Below are 16,308 nucleotides of genomic sequence, written 5' to 3' on the forward strand. Positions count from 1 at the left end.
GGGATATAAAGACATGCGTCTTATCAAAAAAGCTCTCACATTCGACGACGTATTGCTAGTGCCTGCGTACTCGCAGATCTTACCTCGCGATACCGATCTCTCTGCGCAATTTACGCGCGACATCAAAATCAACATCCCCCTAGTATCTGCTGCGATGGATACCGTTACCGAAGCCCGCTTAGCCATTGCCATGGCCCAAGAAGGCGGTATCGGTGTTATCCATAAAAACCTTTCAGCAGAACAACAAGCACGCGAAGTCTCTCGTGTTAAACGCCACGAGTTCGGTATTGTGATTGATCCAATCACAGTCACCCCTGATATGAAAGTGCGGGATGCTATTCAGTTACAAAAAGAAAACGGTTTTTCTGGTTTGCCCGTGGTAGAAAACGGCAAACTAGTGGGCATTGTCACCAACCGCGATTTACGCTTCGAGGATCGCCTCGAGCTTCCCATTCGCGAAGTCATGACAACCCAAGAGCGTCTTATTACCATGCCCGAGGGCGCTACCCTCGAACAAGCCCAGGCTCTAATGCACAAACACCGCCTCGAGCGCGTGCTCATTGTGAACGATGCTTTCGAGCTGCGTGGTTTAGCTACCGTGAAAGACATCGTTAAAAACACCGAGCACCCCAATGCATGTAAAGACCAACACGGTCAGCTACGTGTAGCCGCAGCGGTAGGCGTTGGTGGCGATACCGAAATGCGTGTAGACCTGCTTTCTAAAGCCGGCGTAGACGCAATTGTGGTTGACACTGCACATGGTCACACCAAAGGCGTCATTGACCGTGTACGTTGGGTAAAACAAAACTACCCCCATATCCAAGTCATTGGGGGCAATATTGCCACCGCAGCCGCCGCTTTAGCGCTAGTCGAGGCCGGGGCTGACGCCGTCAAAGTCGGTATTGGCCCAGGTTCTATTTGTACTACACGTATTATTGCCGGTGTGGGTGTACCCCAAATCACCGCTATTGCTGATGTGGCCGAAGCCCTACGTGGTACCGGTGTTCCCTTAATTGCTGACGGTGGTATTCGTTTTTCTGGCGACGTGTCTAAAGCGCTAGCCGCAGGTGCATCAGCTTGCATGATGGGCGGTATGTTTGCCGGTACCGAAGAGGCTCCTGGCGATGTGGTCTTGTACCAAGGTCGTTCTTATAAATCCTACCGTGGTATGGGTAGCTTGGGTGCTATGGTCGAAGGCTCTGCAGACCGCTACTTCCAAGAAGCCGGCAGCAATGCAGACAAACTGGTTCCCGAAGGCATCGAGGGCCGTGTGCCTTACAAAGGCTCTGTACTCGCCATTATTTACCAATTAGTGGGTGGTGTACGTGCTTCAATGGGCTATTGCGGTGCAGAATCCATCCCTGCTTTGCACGACAAAGCCGAGTTCGTGGAAATCACCGCCTCCGGTGTACGCGAATCTCATGTGCACGATGTGCAAATCACCAAAGAAGCCCCTAACTATCGGGCTGACTAAACGCGTTTAGTTTTTGTACTTAATGCTTTAATCGGCCAGGTGGCTTCATGCGACTTGGCCGATTTTCATCTACCTCTACAAAGTTATCATGCACCAACGCATTCTTATTCTTGACTACGGTTCACAAGTTACACAACTCATTGCACGTCGCGTTCGCGAAGCCGGTGCTTATTGCGAAATTCATCCGGGCGATGTCAGCGATGACTTCTTACGCAGTCAGCCCAATCTAAAAGGGGTGATCTTGTCAGGCAGTCACGCCTCTGTCTATGTTGACGATGCCCTGCAGGTGCCTGCTGCGGTATTTGACTTGGGCGTGCCCGTTTTGGGCATTTGTTATGGCATGCAAGCCATGGCGCTGCATTTGGGTGGTAAAACAGAGCAAGCCGAGCGCCGCGAGTTCGGTCACGCTCAGGTTCGGGCCCAGGGTCATACTGCACTCTTAAAAGACATCCAAGACTTTGAAACCCCCGAAGGTCACGGCATGTTGAATGTCTGGATGTCCCATGGCGACCAAGTCACGGTGCTGCCCGAAGGGTTTAGTGTGATGGCATCCACCGCCTCTTGCCCGTATGCGGGCATGGCCGATGAAACCCGTCGCTTTTATGGGGTGCAGTTTCACCCAGAGGTCACCCATACTAAACAGGGCCCAGCTATTTTCCAGCGTTTTGTGCGTGATATCTGCGGTTGTGATGGCGACTGGAACATGCCTGATTACGTCGAAGAAGCCATTGCTTCCATTCGTGAGCAAGTTGGTTCCGACCGCGTTATTTTGGGCCTGTCTGGTGGAGTAGATTCATCGGTTGCGGCAGCCCTTATTCACCGCGCCATTGGCGATCAATTAACCTGTGTGTTTGTTGATCACGGCTTATTGCGTTTAGACGAAGGCAAACAGGTCATGGCCATGTTTGGCGAGCATTTTGGTATGAACATTGTTCACGTCGATGCTAGCGACCAATTCATGGGCAAATTGGCCGGGGTCACCGACCCTGAAACCAAGCGCAAAATTATTGGCAAAGAGTTTGTGGAGATCTTCCAAGCCGAAGCCGCTAAACAAACCGATGCCAGATGGCTTGCCCAAGGCACCATTTACCCGGATGTCATCGAGTCAGCCGCAGCCAAATCTGGCAAGGCCACCGGCATTAAATCGCACCACAACGTGGGTGGCTTACCAGAAACCTTAAACCTGTCATTACTAGAACCACTGCGTGAGCTTTTTAAAGACGAAGTACGTAAACTAGGCATTGCTCTCGGTCTACCTGCCGCAATGGTCTACCGTCATCCATTCCCAGGCCCAGGCTTAGGGGTGCGTATTTTAGGTGAAGTGAAAAAAGAATACGCCGACTTACTGCGCCAAGCCGATGCCATCTTCATCGAAGAGCTTCGCAACACCGTTGACGAAGCCACAGGCAAAAACTGGTATGACCTGACTTCGCAAGCCTTTACCGTATTCCTACCCGTAAAAAGCGTTGGCGTGATGGGTGACGCCCGTACTTACGAATACGTGGTGGCACTACGCGCTGTAGAAACCTCGGATTTCATGACTGCCGACTGGGCTGAGTTGCCGTATTCATTGCTAAAACGTGTTTCAGGCCGCATTATCAACGAAGTACGCGGCATTAATCGCGTCACTTACGACGTATCCAGCAAACCACCTGCGACGATTGAGTGGGAATAATTCCATGTCTGGTATAGTCAGGCAATAAATAGCAGTAAATGCTCTGAAGCCCGCGTAATTGCGGGCTTTTTGGTTTTCATGTCGGGCATTATCTGGCAACTGGAGGAAGCGTTAAGCATGGTTTGAGCATGGCATTAAAGCTGATACTATCTCGTTCCGCTACAACTACTCGCTCAACGGAAGGCAGGAGACCATCACCTTTGGACGTTCTGGCATCGGTGGTATCGCTCTGGCTGAGGCGTACCAGCAACCGCCGTTCATGCGCGAAAAATTATGCTTCAGGTTTTTCGCTAGGCAATTGAGCGCGATCAATTTTAGTGAAGCCCGTTGGACGATTCCAAAGGAGCGAATGAAGCGACGCAATCCGCACCTAGTGTTTTTGTCTCAGCAGGCGCTGGATATTTTTATTGCTTTGAAGACCTTTGCAGGTGGTTCAGATTTTGTATTGCCGTCGCGGTACGACTCTGATGCGCCGATGAGCAGAGCCACACTCAATCAGGTACTGACGCTGACATACAAAGTAGCGCAGAAAGATGGGAAGTCACTTACTAAGTTTGGGCTGCATGACTTACGGCGCAAGGCCAGCACGCTTTTGCATGAGTCTGGCTCCCACGTGCTTAACTCAAGTGCTAGCGAATGTCTACAGTGGGTCGTTTTCTGCCTGACAGAACTGGGGCTAAATCTGAGTCAGGGATTTTTAACCGCTAAAATTTTACATTATGTTTTACTGGCTGCTTAGATCCACAGTCCCACGCTAACCCAATTAGAGATTCGAATGTAATGACAAAGCATTCCCTTTCCGACACCTGAAGCAAAGCCTGAATGACATTCAGGAGTCGTCGCCATGTAGCTAGCTACAGGGAGATCAATCACTTCTCGTAATAATCGCATGATGGAATAGCCTCGCGAAGCTAAAGAGTGGAGCTTCCAGCGCCTCTCAACTTGAATCCTGCTCTGCAAGGCCATCGGCTACCGCTAAGAAAAAACTCAAAGGCGCTTGTCCTTGTCAGCTTTGAAAGCATTTCATATAATTGAAAGCATAGACTGCATTAGGAGGATTTGATTATGAGAGTACGGGCAGTAACAGTTCGGGACGTTCCCGAGGAAGTACATAGAGCGATTCGAGTCCGCGCAGCGCAACACGGCAGATCACTCCAGGCGGAAATGTTAGCCATTTTTGAGCAAGCAGTAAAACCTGAAGGGCGCGTCAAGTTGGGGGATTTGTTGGGCGAAATCGGGCGCGAAGTAAAACTGACTGATGAAGAAGCAGCAGGTTTTGAACGCGACCACTCACCGGCACGGGCTGTGAGTTTTTAATGATTTTGCTTGATACAAATGTTCTATCTGAACAGTTCCGAGCTAAGCCTGATGAGCGTGTTTTAGCTTGGCTAAATGAACAGCCACTTGAGACGCTGTATTTGTCTGCAATGACCGTTGCGGAGATTCGTGCAGGCGTTGCGCTGATGCCGGAGGGCAAGCGCAAAAAACTGCTTAGCTCAAGGATTGAAGAAAGGCTGTTGCCGTTGTTTGCAGGGCGAGTGTTGTCATTTGATATCTCATGCACCAGAGCTTATGCAGAGGTACTTGCAACTGCTAAAAAGTCCGGTAGTGGCATTGCCGCTGCAGATGCAGTAATAGCAGCAACAGCGCACGAAGGTGGTTTTATTGTTGCGACAAGAGATACCAGCCCGTTTGAAGCAGCGGGATTGAAAGTTATTAACCCTTGGAGTGAGGACGAATAACAACTTATTTTACTGTAGGTGCTCGGTATGAATCGTATTCGTATTTTAGCGGCTAAAACTGCACTTGCCGTTGCGCTCGCAACAGACATCACTGCCCAATTTATGCGAGTATTCCAACTATTGATACTGCAAAACACTATGGCACCGGCTGCATATATCTGGGATCAGGCGCAAGTGACCATGACCAAGATGATCGAGGCGCTGAACTACTTTAGAAACGTTGCGGGTATTGGATTGAAGCTGATGACAATGACGCTACTGGCAGGTACCGCTGTATCTATTATTGACGGCTACCACGCTAATCTTGCTGCTAAAGCCTCAATGGATGAGCTGCTAGTAATTTTTGTGGTGTTGCTTGTTCTGGTGATCCTGATCAACACGATTCCTAATGTGATGGTGGGCTTTATCCCTGGTGGTGGCGTGGCTTCGGAGGGTAGTTCCTTTGGTGCCGGCGCAATCATGGGTGCTGGAATGGCAGAGGCAGGCATGGCGATGGGTGCTGCTGCTAGTGCTGTGGGCGGTGGCAGCGATTCGGAAGGTTCGTCATCCAGTTCGAGCGGTGACACGGCGGCCAGAGGTAAATCGTTCTAGCCCAATGAGTGAGTAACTCCCCTTTTTATGTATTAACCGGGTATGTACCTTGTATAGACGCTATGTTTTATGTTGATTTAACAGGGCTTTTCTATTTCTACCCAAATGCGACGTATCGGCAGAAAAAAGCGCAAAGCACCGTTCCAACATGGTATTTAAACCGTGGATTATTCCGGCGATGTAGTACGCGCCAATTCAACAAAAGCGTGGAGGTAGTTAATGTTATGGTCGGTTTCGCGAATGCCAAGATAAATATGTTTAGCGATGCCGTCAGCGCCCAGGCTTAACGGAGTGATGTCGAGCTTGTGAGCGTATTCCTCAACCAACCATCGGGGTAGGGCAGAAACGCCTCGGCCGCTAGCTACCATTTGCAGCATGATATCGGTGGTTTCAATGGTTTTGTGACGCAAAGGGGTAATACCTGCGGGCAGTAGAAATTGGTTATAGACATCCAATCGTTCAATATCGACGGGGTAGGTGATTAATACTTCTGTGATCAGGTCTTGGGGGTTGACATGGGGTTGGCTAGCCAGAGGGTGGTCTTTGGCCACCACTAGCACTTGCTCGTAGTCGAACACTGGCTCAAAGCGCAGTCCTGGTTTAAAGACGGGGTCTGGAGTGACCAGTAAATCAATTTCATAATCTACTAACGCGCCTATCCCGCCAAATTGAAATTTTTGTTTAACGTCTACATCGACATCTGGCCACGCATTTAAATAGGGCGAAACGATTTTAAGTAACCACTGATAACAGGGGTGGCATTCCATTCCTATGCGCAATGAGCCACGTTGACCTTGGGCAAGCTGAAGCAGTTGCTCTTCAGCAAGGTCTAATTGCGGCAAAACCCGATTTGCCACTGCCAATAAATAATGACCGGCTTGGGTTAATTGCAGGCTACGCCCTTCGCGGCGCCATATTTCTACCCCTAATTGTTGCTCTAGCTTTTTCATGCTGTGGCTTAGTGCTGATTGGGTGACATGCAGGACGTTGGCAGCACCCGTTAGCGAGCCTTGTTTTTCGACTTGTTGGATGACCAGTAGATGAATGCGTTCTAACATATATTATGAGTAAAATTCATAGATTGCTGAAATAAAGCCATTTTACTTCATTGATTGCTTTTCTTACAATACAAACGTTACTTATTCATTTGTCTTTTGAGAGCAGTACAGAACGACAAGTCACCGTTTGGATGTGTAAAAGGGGGCGTGACGTTGCTTTCTACGATTTAGCCGTCGGGTTTGGGCCGGGTCGTATAACCAAATAATGAATAGAACAGTACGTCAGGGTTAAGGCCCTTATTTAACCCTAGACACCACATATTCCATTTCAGATTTATCTCAAAAACTAAGGCTTCAGATCACAATGAATAACGCATTCACCTTTAGCATTAAAAGCATCAATTTTGATGAAAATTACGAGCCGTCGCAAAATACACGGGCTACGACTAACTTTGCCAACTTAGCACGCGGAGCCAGTCGCCAAGAAAACTTGCGCAATACCTTAAAAATGATTAACAGTCGTTTTAATGATTTAGCCAACTGGGATAACCCGAACGGCGATCGGTATTCGGTTGAGCTAGAGATTATTTCTGTTGATATTGATGTCGAAGGCAATGGCAGCACTTTTCCTACCATTGAAATTCTAAAAACCAATATTTTGGATCATAAGCACAACACGCGTATCGAGGGAATTGTTGGCAATAATTTTTCTTCCTACGTGCGCGATTACGATTTCAGTGTGGTGTTGCCTGAATACAATAAAAATAAAACGGAATTCAGCTTGCCAGAAAATTTTGGTGATTTGCATGGCAAGATTTTTAAATGCTTTTTAAATTCAGCCGCCTATAAACAGTACTTTAGCAAACCGCCTGTTATTTGCTTAAGCGTGGCTTGCAGCAAAATTTACCACCAAATCGGTAATCAACACCCCATTTTAGGTATTGAATACCAGCAAAATGAATTTTCTCCAACGGATCAGTACTTCGAGAAAATGGGGTTAAAGGTACGGTATTTTATGCCACCCAATAGCGTCGCGCCGTTTGCTTTCTATCACCAGGGCGATTTGTTGAATGATTACACAAACCTCGAGCTGATCAGTACAATCAGTACCATGGAGACATTCCAGAAAATTTATCGTCCAGAGATTTATAACGCAAATTCAGCAGCCCAAAAGCGCTATCAGCCTAGCTTGTCGAATCAAAACCATTCATTGACTCAAATTGTTTACGACAGAGAAGAGCGTAGCCAGCTTGCGGTCGAGCAGGGCAAATTCACAGAAGAGCACTTCATCAAACCCTACCAGGCTATCCTAGAGCAATGGGCTGCTCAGTACGCGCTTTAATCTACTACAACAACAAGGTCCTGTATTATGAAAAAATTGTTACCCACGTCAACAGCTGGTAGTTTACCTAAACCTTCTTGGTTAGCTCAGCCAGAAACGTTATGGTCGCCATGGCGCCTCGAAGGTGATGAACTGACTGAAGGTAAACACGATGCATTGCGTTTAACCTTGCACGAACAACAGCTAGCGGGTATCGATATTGTTAGCGACGGGGAGCAAACACGTCAGCACTTTGTGACAACATTTATCGAGCACTTAAACGGTGTGGATTTTGAAAAGCGCGAAACCGTGCGCATTCGTGATCGCTACGATGCTAGCGTCCCCACTGTAGTAGGCGAGGTATCACGGACTAAGCCTGTGTTTGTCGAGGACGCAAAATTTTTGCGTCAGCAAACCAAGCAGCCCATTAAATGGGCATTGCCTGGGCCCATGACCATGATCGACACCCTCTACGACAACCATTACAAAAGTCGTGAAAAACTGGCTTGGGAATTCGCCAAAATTCTAAATCAGGAAGCCAAAGAACTCGAGGCAGCTGGGGTCGATATTATTCAGTTTGATGAGCCCGCTTTTAACGTGTTTTTCGATGAGGTCAACGACTGGGGTATTGCTACCCTAGAGCGTGCTATCGAAGGCCTAAAATGCGAAACGGCCGTGCATATTTGCTATGGCTATGGCATTAAAGCCAATACCGACTGGAAAAAAACGTTAGGTTCCGAGTGGCGTCAGTACGAAGAGTCCTTCCCTAAACTGCAACAGTCCAAGATTGATATTATTTCCTTAGAGTGCCAAAACTCGCATGTGCCTATGGATTTAATTGAATTGATTCGTGGCAAAAAAGTGATGGTAGGTGCTATCGATGTAGCGACACACACCATTGAAACTGCCGAAGAGGTGGCTAACACCTTGCGCAAAGCACTCCAGTTTGTGGATGCCGATAAACTTTACCCCAGCACAAACTGTGGTATGGCACCATTGCCACGTGATGTGGCTCGTGGCAAGCTTTTTGCTCTCAGCGCCGGAGCGGATATTGTGCGTCAAGAGTTATTAAATAAATAATACAAAATAAATTTTGTGTGTTTAAACCCGCTGCGTGCGGGTTTTTTTACGCCTCGTTGAGTCTCATGGAGAGCACGTCTTTTTAATAAAAGATCGTCACTCATGCCGTGTGTTTAGCTTATGTGAATGAGATTGCGCATGCGCTGTCCAGCATGCCAGTCTAGTAGATTGGCGACGGCCACATTTACCATTCCTAAGCGTGTGGCTTTGGTTGCACTGCCAATATGTGGTGTAAGCACCGCATTAGGGGCTGCTAATAGCTCGGGGGCAATAGCGGGCTCGTTTTCAAACACGTCTATACCTGCTGCAGCAATCTGTCCTTTTGCTAAGGCATGAGCAAGCGCCACATCATCCACTACGCCACCGCGTGCAATATTAACCAACACAGCTGAGGGTTTCATTTGGGCTAATTCCGCCGCGCCAATCAGATGGTGTGTTTGAGCTGAATACGGTACTACCAGAATCAGGTGGTCTGCTTCGCTTAACAATGTGTTTTTATCTACCCAGGTTGCACCGTTGGCTTGATCGGGCGCTAAAGGGGTGCGGTTGTGATACAGCACACGCATCCCGAAGCCTTGGGCGCGACGTGCTACTGCGCTTCCAATACGGCCCATGCCTAAAATACCCAAGGTGCTGCTATGAATGTCTAGACCTAACCATCCGTCTAGAGTTAGACCCTGCCAGTGCCCTTCTCGCAACCACCGTTCGGACTCGCTGATGCGACGTGCCGCAGTAAATAATAGGGCCCAAGCCAGATCAGCAGTAGTTTCAGTCAATACATCGGGTGTGTTACTGACCTGAATCCCTCGTTTTGCCGCTGCCGCCACATCAATATTGTTATAGCCTACTCCTATATTGGCGATAACTTGCAAATTAGGCAGCTGTTCTATTAGAGCGGCGTTGACTGGAGTGCTGGCGGAGACGAGTAGCGCTTTAGCATTATGAGCAAAGCAGACCAGCTTATCGGGCTCTAAAGGCAGATTTGAATCGTTATAAGCAATGCGAAAACCAGCGGCTTTGAGCTTAGCGATTGATTCAGGAAAAATGCGGCTTGTAATCGCGACCTGTGGGGCATCAGCATTCATAGCTCTATCCTATAAATTTATTATTTTGGTTAAGTGTGTGTTGCTTGAATTTAGTTAAGCTTAGCAAACTCTTTTTTGTTAAGGGATAAAAAAGTCAGACGGCTCATTTGGGTCTGGCTTGGTTTTACTAATACATAACGCATAGGTGAACTTAATTCATTGGGTAAAACTGATTCCAAATGATGGGAACAAAGTCCTCGTCATAGTCCCCTAGCCACACTAACTGCGTTTGATGAGGTGCTTCATCCGTTTTGGTTTCATAGCGTACTGCACCCTTAATAAATTGCTGAGTGCTAGGGTCAAGCACCACCACATAAGATGAGTTAGGGCAGTTATGGGGTTCGCAACCTCCAAAAGCAATGTACTCCTTTTCATTGACCAATACTTTAACCCCTGGCGTTGCTACACCATAGGTGGGCAGCCACGTAGCGGTTTTAGATGCGCCTTGGGTCAAGTTGGTATAGCTTTTAGCGAGGTCTTTGCTTTGCTCAGTGATGTCACTTAGATATTGATTTTCAAAAGTGGGTAATGATTTTTCTGCTGAGTAAGCGATTGGTGTGGCTAACCATATAGCACTGCATAATAGACTGATTAAGCGTATTTTTTTATTCATCTTAGCTCCTTTGGGCCATAAAAAAATAAAAGTAGCAACTGAGACACCCTTCCCATGCTGTTACAACGCTAAACCCGCGATATTTAGTTTTTAAAGGCGAGCTCATTAGCATTAAACATACCGCATCGCTCTAGTATTGCTAGCGTTTTATAGGGGCGAGTTTTTCTCTGAAATCCTGGCTAAGTTTTGTTCTGAGACCGAGGCCTGCAATGCAGCAAAATAATGCGTGGGTGCTTTTCCTAGTGATTTTTTGAACATGGTAATAAAAGCCGTCACGGAGTCGTAGCCTAAATGGCCTGCTACGGTTTGAACGGCCGTGCCTGCTGCTAAGAGCTGCAAAGCAATTAAAAGATGCAACTGTTGGCGCCATTTCCCAAAACTTAATCCCGTTTCCTTAACAATTAGACGGGCTAACGTCCGGTCACTCATGGCTAATTGTTGCGCCCAGTTAGCTAAGGTGCTGCGATCAGACGGATCGTTTAACAGCCGTTGTGTCATCAAATGAATTTTAGGATGCGTAGAAATAGGTAAGCAAAGCCTTTCTCGGTCGCATAAGCTCAGCTGTTCCAATAGGACCGTAACAAGCCGTGCCGTAGCGCTGTGTAGCTCATAAAGGGGATCTTGCTGAGCCAAGTAGCGGATCATTTCACGTACATGGGGTGGTAAAGCGAGAGTACAGCATTCGGTAGGCATTGAGGCAGCCGTTACCTCAATTAACAAAAAGTAAATTTTTGCATTTGCCGTGGCAAAACTGCTGTGTGGCATTTGATTTGGGATCCAAACGGCATGTTGAGGTGGCACCATCCATAATGCAGAAGGAACTTGGCAAGTGACACCTCCACGCAGTGCCATGATTAATTGGCCTTTTTGGTGCTGATGCTCAGGCTGTTCTTCGCCGTTATGTGCCACCTCTACACGTAATGCAACAGCTGGTCTAGGAATAGTGTCTGGGTCGAATTCACTCAACGAATGACGTAAAGATAAGGTGGGTGTCATAATTTAGCGATAAACAGTCATTATTTCTATATTATACAAGATCAACGTAGCGGTATAGTCAATACATAATGATGTAAGGAGTTCAACGTAGTGAATCAGTCGGTATTGACTAAACGTAGTGTATTTTTATTATTAGGGGTGGTGTTCATTGCCGCCAATTTACGTGCCCCGTTTACAGGCTTGCCTCCAGTATTAACTCAAATTCAAGCTGGAGTGGGCTTTAACCGCTACCGGAGTAGGTATTCTTACGGCTTTGCCGTTATTGATTTTTGCTTTGGTATCACCATTAAGCGCAAGTCTTGCGCAACGAATGGGCTTGGAGCGTAGTTTATTCGGCGCTGTTTTCATTATTGCCTTAGGCATTAGCCTCCGCTCAGTCGGCGGGCAACTAGCTCTATTTAGCGGTACCGTCTTGATCGGTGCTGGTATTGCATTGGGAAATGTATTGTTGCCTAGTCTTATTAAGCGCAATTTTTCTCATCACATCACAGCAGTCACAGGCGCTTATGTATTAAGCATGGGTGTGGCTGCGGCGTTGGCGTCGACCCTAGTAAGTCCTATTGCAGAGCGACTTGGGTGGCAGCTTGCTCTGTTTAGTTTTATTTTCTTGCCTATAGTTGCTCTGATTTTATGGTGGCGGCCAATGATGACTGCCGTATCGACTTCTTCCGCTCTTGCTACTGAGGTTAAGAAAGTTAGCTTATGGCGTAGTGCATTAGCTTGGCAAGTAACGTTGTATTTGGGTTTGAACTCAACGATTTATTACGTAGTAATAAGTTGGTTGCCGGTGTTATTAAAAAGTTCAGGCTATTCGGCAGTAGAGGCGGGTTCAATCCATGGTGTATTGCAGCTCGCCACCGCCGTACCCGGTTTGGTTTTAGCGAGTCTTTTGCGTCGTTTGCCTGACCAGTGCCGTATTGCTTTTATAGTGTGTGTGTTATCTGCTGTGGCCTTACTTGGGTTTCTTTATGTGCCGCAGTGGGCTTGGCTCTGGGCTGTTTTGTTTGGTTTTGGCACAGGGTCTGGCATTATTTTAGGGTTGGCGTTTATTGGGTTGCGCTCTAACAGTGTGAGTCAATCAACCGCTTTATCTGGCATGTCGCAATGCATTGGTTATTTATTGGCTTCGGCAGGTCCTGTTGTTATAGGGGCTCTTTATACGTGGTCAGGGGCGTGGACGCTTCCGTTATGGCTGGCTGCTTGTCTGGCAGTGTTAGGGGCTACGATGGGTGGCTTAGCAGGGCGATCGCGTACATTGCACGACTAACTGATCTGGATCTTTAGGGGCAACTCGTTAATAAGGAGTGATTATAGTAAAGAAGCAGAGAATACTAAACGCGACGTTTAAACGTTAAATCGCCATAGCTGTAAAGTTAAAATTTAATGAGTTGGTTTACTCGCGCTTTTACAACAACTTAGCTACCTAAATTCGCTATTTCCTAGGGTTTACCCTATAATAGTAATCACTGATGACTAACTCTACAAAGAAGGGTTTCAAAATGGTGAACTACAACTTGGCAGCATCCAACGGCATTCAATTAGACAGCACTCTTTCTACAGGTTTGGCTGCTAACCGTATGCAAGGGATTTGGCATCGCGTAGTCACTGTTGCTAAACGTATAGACCGCAAAGCACAATTGTTTTTCGAGGCGCAAGCCACCACACGCGGTCGCAAAGCTAAGCAAGTAAAATGGGGTTTTGAGTTGCACGCCGGATTTTAATCCCACGGTGACCATGTCGATGCAAGAGGCTAGCTGATTTATTCGCTAGCCTTTTTGCTTTATGGTCGCATTGATCAAGTGCGCGGCAAACCTCGCCCTTGAGGGCGGGGCGGGCTGTCAAAATAAAAAGTAATTATTTCACTAATATTTCACTAACGTTTTTTAGCCCCAGATGCAATAGATGTTTTTTTATATTTTATGTTTGTAGCCTACAGGTATAATTCGGTTGGAATTTTATACAGTCACACCATTGGCTTTAGACCTTATATAGCAACTCGCCTGCTTTTTAGTCCATTTAGCTCTGTGCCTGTACGTTGTTTTCTTTACAAAAGGACAGCTGGATGTCACAGGCAGACTCGTTAGATACAGTTAAAACGGCCAAATATAAATGGCCGCAGTGGTTAGGCGTACTCGCTCTCATTTATGTCTTAATTAGTGCGGTCAGTTTAATCGGTACAGGCTTTCAAGAGGCCACCGGAGGTCGAGCTCAAGAGCTTTTTGCCTTTGCAACCAACCCCTATGTGGGGTTAGTGATTGGTATTGTGGCAACGGCGTTGATTCAGTCGTCCTCTACCGTCACCTCCTTAATTGTTGGCATGGTGGCAGGGGGGTTGCCTGTTGCCATCGCCGTGCCCATGGTGATGGGGTCAAATATTGGTACCACCGTCACTAACACCTTGGTTAGTCTCGGCCATATGCGCAAAAAAAATGAATTTAGACGCGCTTTTGCGGCCGCTACAGTGCATGATTTTTTCAATTTGCTAGCTGTGGTGATTTTTTTACCACTAGAAATTATGTTTGGCCTGATAGAGCGCTCTGCTGCGATAGTCGCTAATGCGTTAGTGGGTGATGCCAATGTTTCCATGTCGGGTATTAACTTTGTAAGTGCTGCGACGGCGCCTTTAGTCGATAGCATTGAGACAGGCGCGCGGTTATTGCCAAGCCCTTATGCTGGGTTGGCGATGGTAGTAGTTGGTCTGGTGTTGATCTTTTTATCTATCACCTATGTGGGCAAATTGCTACGTGTACTGATGGTCGGTAAAGCCAAAGACGTTATGCATAAAGCCATCGGCAAGGGGCCTTTAACCGGGATCTTTTCCGGTACATTGATCACCGTATTTGTGCAATCCTCATCAACCACTACTAGCCTTATGGTGCCCTTGGCCGGAGCCGGCACATTCACACTGCGCCAAATTTATCCTTTTATGCTAGGGGCAAATATTGGAACCACAATTACGGCCTTATTAGCGGCGACGGCAGTCACCGGCCCAATGGAAGTGCCAGCCATGCAAATTGCGTTGGTGCACGTGCTTTATAATTTTTTTGCCGTAGCGCTTATTTATGGTGTACCTTTTCTGAGAGAGTTACCGTTACGTGGTGCAGAGCGCTTAAGCCGACTCGCCTCTAAAAAGAAGCTGTACGCAGCAGTTTGGATTTTTGGCGTGTTTTTGCTTTTGCCTTTGTGCCTTATTGCATTGACCACTTGGTTATAAGGAGTTGCGATGCCCAATCAAGATTTCAGTGGTATGACTCGCAAAGAGTTAAAGCAGATACTAGATGATGCACAAGAACAAATTACTGCTATCCGTGCTGAATTAACGCGTCGAAAAATTGATGCTCAGCACGAGGCCATTGATCGTTTACGTTTACCTGATAGCCGCACGGGTGTGCAATGGCATCAAGTAAAAGGTTTTTTTCAGCATTTGCTTGACGAGCTACGCAGTAAAGACGACGAGCATTTAAAACGTTGATTCTGCTTGTATTACCACAACTTAGCTAGCCAAAACCTTTGTTGCCGTGTAGGCAGCAGTTAGGGTTTTGGCTTGATCCGTTTTATACTGTCGGTATTGTTTGAGCTCTGTTAGCTATAACTCGATCGTCTCTCTAGACTTCGCGCCTTAAAGCGGTGTTAATACTGACAGTAAAGGAAATTTTATGAGTACCCCCAATAAATCCCAGAAAAAAGGCGAAAGCGGCCTTTCTTTATTACAAGGGTTGGCCATTCTCGCCGCCTTAGGTTTAATCGGTGCAGCCATTGCACGTTATTTTGCAGGCTAGTATGTCCACACCAAAAAAATTAGTGATTGCGACTCGAGCGAGTCGTTTAGCGCTTTGGCAAGCCGAACACGTGCAGGCGCGCTTACAACAGCTCTACCCCGAGTGCGATGTACAGCTGCTTAGCATGAGCACCAAAGGCGACCGTATCTTGGATCGCAGCCTATCTAAAATCGGGGGGAAAGGCTTGTTCATTAAAGAGCTCGAAACGGCTCTTTTAGATGGCCGTGCCGACCTTGCTGTGCATTCATTAAAAGATGTGCCCTATGATGTGCCTGCGCCGTTTGCTTTGCCCGTCATTATGGAGCGCGATGATCCGCGCGATGCGTTTGTATCCAACCACTATCAGGCCTTAAGCGATCTACCCGCAGGCGCTGTAGTGGGTACGTCTAGCTTACGGCGCGAGTCACAGTTGCGGGAAAAATACCCCCACTTGATGATCAAACCCTTACGAGGCAATTTGGATACGCGTCTAGCTAAACTGGACGCAGGCGAATTTGACGCCATTATTCTTGCTACCGCAGGGCTAAAACGTTTGAAAATGGCCGAACGTATTCGTTCAAGTATTGATGTCGTTGATAGTCTGCCTTCAGCAGGTCAAGGCGCATTAGGGATTGAAACGCACGAAGACCGTGCCGACCTTAAAGCATGGCTAGCGCCACTCGCTTGTGCGCAGTCCACCGCCCGTTCTAAGGCCGAGCGCGCTGTTACCCGTGTTCTAGGTGGATCATGCCAGGTGCCTTTAGCCGCTTATGCCGAGCTTGATGGCGACCAAATCTGGATTCGCGCTTTAGTTGCCGAGCCCGATGCGTCTGTGGTGTATCGTGCCGAGCTCCGTGGTCCTGTGGCCGAGGCCGAAGCCTTAGGCAGAGTGGTAGGGCAAGATCTTTTAGCCCAAGGTGCCGATATAATTTTGGCCAAGCACAGTTTGCCAAACGAGGACTAGTCTTGGCTACG

At 47.5% G+C, this 16,308-nt stretch carries 18 protein-coding genes and 1 pseudogene; 15 read left to right on the forward strand and 4 right to left on the reverse strand.

The window, feature by feature from the left end; translation table 11 throughout:
• The first annotated feature begins 13 nt into the window (after positions 1-13).
• The 6 genes and pseudogenes from guaB to GGR41_RS02470 all read left to right on the forward strand — a co-directional run bounded on the left by guaB (position 14) and on the right by GGR41_RS02470 (position 5,482).
• A complete protein-coding gene (gene guaB / locus GGR41_RS02445; RefSeq protein WP_167660480.1) occupies positions 14-1,474 on the forward strand; it encodes an IMP dehydrogenase in 1,461 nt (486 codons plus the stop codon).
• An 88-nt stretch (positions 1,475-1,562) separates the two neighbouring features.
• Entirely contained in the window at positions 1,563-3,149 is a 1,587-nt protein-coding gene (gene guaA, locus GGR41_RS02450) for a glutamine-hydrolyzing GMP synthase (protein WP_167660481.1), read from the forward strand.
• Between the two features lie 301 nt (positions 3,150-3,450).
• A pseudogene (locus GGR41_RS13060) lies at positions 3,451-3,813 on the forward strand (tyrosine-type recombinase/integrase); the annotation flags it as partial.
• Between the two features lie 401 nt (positions 3,814-4,214).
• Complete coding sequence (locus tag GGR41_RS02460) at positions 4,215-4,466, forward strand: FitA-like ribbon-helix-helix domain-containing protein (protein ID WP_167660482.1); 252 nt, start codon at positions 4,215-4,217, stop codon at positions 4,464-4,466.
• Entirely contained in the window at positions 4,466-4,891 is a 426-nt protein-coding gene (locus GGR41_RS02465) for a type II toxin-antitoxin system VapC family toxin (RefSeq protein WP_167660483.1), read from the forward strand. The genes GGR41_RS02460 and GGR41_RS02465 overlap by 1 nt, the downstream gene beginning before the upstream one ends.
• A 27-nt stretch (positions 4,892-4,918) precedes the next feature.
• Positions 4,919-5,482 carry a TrbJ/VirB5 family protein gene (locus tag GGR41_RS02470; RefSeq protein WP_167660484.1) on the forward strand — a complete coding sequence of 188 codons (564 nt, stop codon included), beginning with the start codon at positions 4,919-4,921 and terminating at the stop codon, positions 5,480-5,482.
• Between the two features lie 167 nt (positions 5,483-5,649).
• Here the strand turns inward: GGR41_RS02470 and GGR41_RS02475 are convergent, their stop codons facing one another.
• Complete coding sequence (locus tag GGR41_RS02475; protein ID WP_167660485.1) at positions 5,650-6,540, reverse strand: LysR family transcriptional regulator; 891 nt, start codon at positions 6,538-6,540, stop codon at positions 5,650-5,652.
• A 304-nt stretch (positions 6,541-6,844) separates the two neighbouring features.
• Here GGR41_RS02475 and GGR41_RS02480 point away from each other — a divergent pair, with 304 nt between their 5' ends.
• Both GGR41_RS02480 and GGR41_RS02485 read left to right on the forward strand, forming a co-directional pair.
• Positions 6,845-7,822: a DUF1852 domain-containing protein gene (locus tag GGR41_RS02480; protein ID WP_167660486.1), complete on the forward strand. Its 978-nt coding sequence runs from the start codon at positions 6,845-6,847 to the stop codon at positions 7,820-7,822.
• Positions 7,823-7,849: 27 nt separating this feature from the next.
• Positions 7,850-8,881 carry a methionine synthase gene (locus GGR41_RS02485; protein ID WP_167660487.1) on the forward strand — a complete coding sequence of 344 codons (1,032 nt, stop codon included), beginning with the start codon at positions 7,850-7,852 and terminating at the stop codon, positions 8,879-8,881.
• 113 nt (positions 8,882-8,994) lie between these two features.
• Here GGR41_RS02485 and GGR41_RS02490 read toward each other — a convergent pair whose 3' ends face one another.
• The 3 genes from GGR41_RS02490 to GGR41_RS02500 form a co-directional block, all read right to left on the reverse strand.
• Positions 8,995-9,966 carry a 2-hydroxyacid dehydrogenase gene (locus GGR41_RS02490; protein ID WP_167660488.1) on the reverse strand — a complete coding sequence of 324 codons (972 nt, stop codon included), beginning with the start codon at positions 9,964-9,966 and terminating at the stop codon, positions 8,995-8,997.
• Positions 9,967-10,117: 151 nt separating this feature from the next.
• Positions 10,118-10,579 (reverse strand): Ivy family c-type lysozyme inhibitor, encoded by a 462-nt coding sequence (locus GGR41_RS02495; protein WP_167660489.1) that lies wholly within the window; start codon positions 10,577-10,579, stop codon positions 10,118-10,120.
• A gap of 147 nt (positions 10,580-10,726) precedes the next feature.
• Positions 10,727-11,575, reverse strand: a complete 849-nt coding sequence (locus tag GGR41_RS02500) for an AraC family transcriptional regulator (protein ID WP_167660490.1) — start codon at positions 11,573-11,575, stop codon at positions 10,727-10,729.
• Between the two features lie 90 nt (positions 11,576-11,665).
• Here GGR41_RS02500 and GGR41_RS13065 point away from each other — a divergent pair, with 90 nt between their 5' ends.
• From GGR41_RS13065 to hemC, 7 genes are all read left to right on the forward strand, one after another.
• Complete coding sequence (locus tag GGR41_RS13065; protein WP_229711161.1) at positions 11,666-11,902, forward strand: hypothetical protein; 237 nt, start codon at positions 11,666-11,668, stop codon at positions 11,900-11,902.
• Entirely contained in the window at positions 11,838-12,842 is a 1,005-nt protein-coding gene (locus GGR41_RS02505) for an MFS transporter (protein WP_338112398.1), read from the forward strand. The genes GGR41_RS13065 and GGR41_RS02505 overlap by 65 nt, the downstream gene beginning before the upstream one ends.
• 202 nt (positions 12,843-13,044) lie before the next feature.
• Entirely contained in the window at positions 13,045-13,296 is a 252-nt protein-coding gene (locus GGR41_RS02510; protein WP_167660491.1) for a hypothetical protein, read from the forward strand.
• Between the two features lie 341 nt (positions 13,297-13,637).
• Positions 13,638-14,789 carry a Na/Pi symporter gene (locus GGR41_RS02515; protein WP_077733322.1) on the forward strand — a complete coding sequence of 384 codons (1,152 nt, stop codon included), beginning with the start codon at positions 13,638-13,640 and terminating at the stop codon, positions 14,787-14,789.
• 9 nt (positions 14,790-14,798) lie between these two features.
• Complete coding sequence (locus tag GGR41_RS02520) at positions 14,799-15,047, forward strand: hypothetical protein (protein ID WP_077733321.1); 249 nt, start codon at positions 14,799-14,801, stop codon at positions 15,045-15,047.
• Between the two features lie 184 nt (positions 15,048-15,231).
• Positions 15,232-15,354: a hypothetical protein gene (locus tag GGR41_RS13160; protein ID WP_268235109.1), complete on the forward strand. Its 123-nt coding sequence runs from the start codon at positions 15,232-15,234 to the stop codon at positions 15,352-15,354.
• Between the two features lies 1 nt (position 15,355).
• Positions 15,356-16,297 (forward strand): hydroxymethylbilane synthase, encoded by a 942-nt coding sequence (hemC, locus tag GGR41_RS02525; protein ID WP_167660492.1) that lies wholly within the window; start codon positions 15,356-15,358, stop codon positions 16,295-16,297.
• Positions 16,298-16,308 lie beyond the last annotated feature (11 nt).

The sequence above is a fragment of the Paenalcaligenes hominis genome, assembly GCF_011927625.1.
Classification (GTDB): domain Bacteria; phylum Pseudomonadota; class Gammaproteobacteria; order Burkholderiales; family Burkholderiaceae_B; genus Paenalcaligenes; species Paenalcaligenes hominis.

Coding starts and splice junctions, on each gene's coding strand:
- guaB (WP_167660480.1), top strand. CDS start 14: ATGCGTCTTATCAAAAAAGCTCTCACATTCGACGACGTATTGCTAGTG.
- guaA (WP_167660481.1), top strand. CDS start 1,563: ATGCACCAACGCATTCTTATTCTTGACTACGGTTCACAAGTTACACAA.
- GGR41_RS02460 (WP_167660482.1), top strand. CDS start 4,215: ATGAGAGTACGGGCAGTAACAGTTCGGGACGTTCCCGAGGAAGTACAT.
- GGR41_RS02465 (WP_167660483.1), top strand. CDS start 4,466: ATGATTTTGCTTGATACAAATGTTCTATCTGAACAGTTCCGAGCTAAG.
- GGR41_RS02470 (WP_167660484.1), top strand. CDS start 4,919: ATGAATCGTATTCGTATTTTAGCGGCTAAAACTGCACTTGCCGTTGCG.
- GGR41_RS02475 (WP_167660485.1), bottom strand. CDS start 6,540: ATGTTAGAACGCATTCATCTACTGGTCATCCAACAAGTCGAAAAACAA.
- GGR41_RS02480 (WP_167660486.1), top strand. CDS start 6,845: ATGAATAACGCATTCACCTTTAGCATTAAAAGCATCAATTTTGATGAA.
- GGR41_RS02485 (WP_167660487.1), top strand. CDS start 7,850: ATGAAAAAATTGTTACCCACGTCAACAGCTGGTAGTTTACCTAAACCT.
- GGR41_RS02490 (WP_167660488.1), bottom strand. CDS start 9,966: ATGAATGCTGATGCCCCACAGGTCGCGATTACAAGCCGCATTTTTCCT.
- GGR41_RS02495 (WP_167660489.1), bottom strand. CDS start 10,579: ATGAATAAAAAAATACGCTTAATCAGTCTATTATGCAGTGCTATATGG.
- GGR41_RS02500 (WP_167660490.1), bottom strand. CDS start 11,575: ATGACACCCACCTTATCTTTACGTCATTCGTTGAGTGAATTCGACCCA.
- GGR41_RS02510 (WP_167660491.1), top strand. CDS start 13,045: ATGACTAACTCTACAAAGAAGGGTTTCAAAATGGTGAACTACAACTTG.
- GGR41_RS02515 (WP_077733322.1), top strand. CDS start 13,638: ATGTCACAGGCAGACTCGTTAGATACAGTTAAAACGGCCAAATATAAA.
- GGR41_RS02520 (WP_077733321.1), top strand. CDS start 14,799: ATGCCCAATCAAGATTTCAGTGGTATGACTCGCAAAGAGTTAAAGCAG.
- GGR41_RS13160 (WP_268235109.1), top strand. CDS start 15,232: ATGAGTACCCCCAATAAATCCCAGAAAAAAGGCGAAAGCGGCCTTTCT.
- hemC (WP_167660492.1), top strand. CDS start 15,356: ATGTCCACACCAAAAAAATTAGTGATTGCGACTCGAGCGAGTCGTTTA.